Consider the following 3,671-nt stretch of genomic DNA (forward strand, 5'->3'; position numbering starts at 1 on the left):
ATCTTTTTTCAAACAAAAGATGGATGTAAATTGTTCATGTTATTTTCTTACGGCCCCTTAAATAGTAAACATCTAACAGGGTGAATCCGTGTCCAAAAAGGAATTTTCTATACAATCAAGGTACAAGGTACAAGGTGCAAGGCCCAAGGTAAAAATTTTCTCTTTTAACCCTGCGCCTTACGCCCTGCGCCTTGCGCCTTTTCCCTGTTTTTTATCAGCTTCCAAACTACTGTTTCCGCCAGGATGACGATATCCTCCACCGGGAGATACTCAGTTATAGAATCGTCGAAGAGGAGATTTCCTTCAGTTGGAAATTCCGCATCCCCCCGCCATAGAATCAGAGCCAGAGGTATAAAAGGAAAAGCTTGAATTTTTACGCCAACATCTCCAAAATCGAGTGACCCTCCTGGCATTGGTTCGGCTACAGTTTTTAAACCTTCCGGGTCTGGACCGAAGAACCTGACCAATGGAAATTGGCACCGCTGTAAAAAAACCGGGTGATAAAAAGCTCCTCCTGGGATTTCGGCAAAGGAAATCCACCGGCCAGTGGGGGCGGTTCCCGTCGCCTTTTCCAGGTAATGGAGGACAAGAATTTCCTCCCGCAGGGAGATCGGTCCTTGCCCATTCGTGGCCGCAATCGTTCCCGGAGGAAAAGAGAGCAGAAGTTCACGTCCCAAATATTCAAGTCTAACCCATGCTTCGCCCCCCGAACCTGACTCGTACCGGCCTCCACTTTTAACCGCGCGCTCATGGAGGTCGGCTTGCCCCAGGCCCTCGACAGCCATTTGGCGGGCCAATTGGTAGTTCTCCTGCTTGGGTAACATAAAAAAACAGTGAGCAGTGTGAGTGTCAGTGTGAGTATAAGTGTCATTTTTTAGTGACCCTAAGCACTGACACTGACACTGTTTTTAAAGTTCCAGCCACGAATGCGAGTACAGGCTTTTCCCCAGGAGGACCTTCGTGGTTTTGGCGTACTCGACTTCTTTGGGGCTTAGGGATTTTAGATCCGGTTCCTCTCCATCCATCATCCGGTGGACTAGGCTGACAATCTCGGACATCCCCCCTTTGGCAAGGGTCAGCAATTCTTCATCGTAGGCGTCGACGATCGCCGAATAGAGGCCGTACTTCATCAGCATGATCATATACGCGCGATTCAGAACCGGTCGCAGATGGATGGGGGTGCCGTTGGAAATATTGGAAAGCCCAACGATGGATTTCGCTTCCGGCGCAATGTCTTTAAGCATGGACATAAATTCCAGACAGGCAAGCACCTGGTTGATCTCTACACTTACCGGGCTGACGATAGGATCGATCCAAATGTCCTCGGTGGGAATCCCCAGGTTGTTGGCTTGATAGATAAAATCAACGGCAAGAGCCGCTCGCTCGTTGGCATCCCGGGGCATCCCTTCTTTCCCCCACAGGAGGCCAATCACATAGACGTTGTAGGCCTTGGCCATGGGTAAAACTTTTTCCAGCCGTTCCGGTTGGAGGGAGACCGAATTGATCAGGGCTTTTCCTTTGTGAATCTTCAGGCCCGCTTCCATGGCGGCGGCGTTGGTGGTATCCAAGGACAGGGGCTTATTCACTACCCCCTGGACCGTTTTCACCAACCAATCCATCACTTCTTCGCCGGCCTTGCGGGAAGGGCCTATGTTCAAATCCAGGTAATCGATGCCCACCTTTTCCTGGTGCCTGGCCATCTCCAGGATCGGATCGGCTCGGCGTTCTTTAATGGCTGGGCCGATTGTCTTGGACATAATGTTGATATTCTCACCGACGCAGACGACCATTTTTCCCCTCCTTTGAAAATACAGTGTCAGTGTCAGTGGTTAGTGTCAGCTAACAAATCTTTCAGTGACACTGACCCTCACGCTGACCCTATTCTTATTCTGGTTTCCACATCCTTATGTAAGCTGAAATGTGGCCGGCCTCCCTCGGGCCGATCAAGACCTGCCAGTCTGGCAATTCTTCTTCCAGCTCTCCGCTGATGACCGCGGCGTAACCCGGTATGATTAATTTACGGTGCTTCACCTTATCGGCAATGCCGCATTTTTTTACAAAGGGAGCGATAACATCGGCACCGAATTTACCGGCTGCCCAGGCGGTCATGACAGACAGCCCCTCCGTATCTTTGACCAGAAGCCAGCTGGGGATTCGGCTTCCTTCGATCTCGCCCGACACGATGAAATAGGTGAGGGAGAAGTTAGAAGTAATCAGAACCGGAGAATTTTCTCCCGGCCCTCCAATCTCATAGATTCCCTCTGTGGTGGCCATCGGGCGTTGCGGATCGGTATAGATATTCATCCGTTCTAATAGAAGGGGGAAGAGGCTGTGTCCTTCGAGGTCCGAGAGGACCACGATCCCCCCATACTTGGCCACCAGCATGGAAGCCAGGAGCGTTTCTTTCATTGGATCGGTGGTCATTTCGCAGGGAAAAGTAATCGTCGGGAATCCTAAGGGACGAAACTTTTTCATCAAAGCTGCCCGCCGCATGATGATCTGGTCTTCCAGCAATTTTTTGGGCGTGCGCGCTCCGGAATCCAGGACCAAATCCTTCAACCCGGCAGCGGTCAATTTTGTGGTCAGCTCCGCCAGTTCGTCCAGGCTGTTACCTTTCACCGCCAGGGGAGCGGAAATTTCCTTCGCCAGGCCTGCCATCGCATCGGCATTCGCTTTGGTGGCAGCATACAGCAAAGGCTTGCGGTCGGCGCAGGCTTTGGCACCCGCGCTCAGGACCTTGGGGTCTTCGCTCATCAGCACCATCCCTTTGCCGTCCAGCTTTTCTTTCACTTTTTTCACCAAGGTTTCAAATTGGGCCGGGTCTCCCGACTCTCCCTTGACGGCCACAAGGTCCGCCTGAAGGATGAGGCCGACGCGCTCGAATTTCAGTTCATTCAATTTCTTCAAGCGTTTATCCACTTCGGCCTCGTTCATCTTGTCGGTAACGAGAACGGCAATTCCCGTAGGGTTGACGAAACGCTTTTCATGGCGGAACATTACCGTCTCGCCCCCGATCTTCAGGGCTTTATCCCCCGTGCCAATGACCACAGGACGAATGGGAGGGGCGGAAGCTTCTTCCAATGCCGCCTTGGCCTCCTCGGACACATAGGGGCACGCGGACAGCTCCGCTTGCCCAGCGGCCAATTTCATAGCAAAAGCCAAGCAGGTAGGGACGCCGCATTCTCCGCAGTTCGTCTTGGGAAGCTTTTTGAAAATTTCGATTCCTGTCAGAGCCATCTTTCACTCCTTTTTTTAAACAAAGTGATTAGGGTGAGTGTCAGTGTGAGTAATAAAACCAATATTTTTCACTGACCCTCACACTGACACTGTAGTTTTAGAACAACGACGGCATGGAAAGCGCCGGGTGTCCCTTTTCCGTCAGGAAGGGCAGAATTTCATCTTCCGTCGTCCCGATCGTTTCATCGGCGATCATCTCCGGGAAATTGGGGATTCCTATCTCTGCCGAGCGCTTCTTCAAGCGGTCCATGATTTCCTCTTTGATCATTTTGGGCATCCAGACCAAACGTTTGATGCCCCCCTCGGCCATAATAAATTTCTTGCTGCCAATGTAGTGCTTGCTGTGGCCCACGAAACCCGGGGTAACGGATCCGCCGCCAACAGAACCCGCCAGGGTCGTAAATTTCATCCCGCAGGGAGTCATCCCGGTAAAG

4 protein-coding genes are annotated in these 3,671 nt (G+C 51.8%); all 4 read right to left on the reverse strand.

Annotated features, from left to right (window positions below; genetic code table 11):
* Window positions 1–164 precede the first annotated feature (164 nt).
* Window positions 165–797 carry a DUF3786 domain-containing protein gene (locus Q7V48_07935; GenBank protein MDO9210664.1) on the reverse strand — a complete coding sequence of 211 codons (633 nt, stop codon included), beginning with the start codon at window positions 795–797 and terminating at the stop codon, window positions 165–167.
* Window positions 798–908: 111 nt separating this feature from the next.
* Window positions 909–1,790, reverse strand: coding sequence for a dihydropteroate synthase (locus tag Q7V48_07940; protein ID MDO9210665.1), 882 nt, complete (start codon window positions 1,788–1,790; stop codon window positions 909–911).
* Window positions 1,791–1,884: 94 nt separating this feature from the next.
* Window positions 1,885–3,237, reverse strand: coding sequence for an acetyl-CoA decarbonylase/synthase complex subunit gamma (acsC, locus tag Q7V48_07945; GenBank protein MDO9210666.1), 1,353 nt, complete (start codon window positions 3,235–3,237; stop codon window positions 1,885–1,887).
* A 97-nt stretch (window positions 3,238–3,334) separates the two neighbouring features.
* Window positions 3,335–3,671 (reverse strand): CO dehydrogenase/CO-methylating acetyl-CoA synthase complex subunit beta (locus Q7V48_07950; GenBank protein ID MDO9210667.1); only part of this gene is annotated, 337 nt, incomplete at its 5' end.

This window comes from Deltaproteobacteria bacterium (genome assembly GCA_030654105.1).
Lineage (GTDB): Bacteria > Desulfobacterota > SM23-61 > SM23-61 > SM23-61 > JAHJQK01.

Bases quoted from the DNA above. Each gene is read 5' to 3' on its own strand.
- Q7V48_07940 (MDO9210665.1), bottom strand. From the start codon at position 1,790: ATGGTCGTCTGCGTCGGTGAGAATATCAACATTATGTCCAAGACAATC.
- acsC (MDO9210666.1), bottom strand. From the start codon at position 3,237: ATGGCTCTGACAGGAATCGAAATTTTCAAAAAGCTTCCCAAGACGAAC.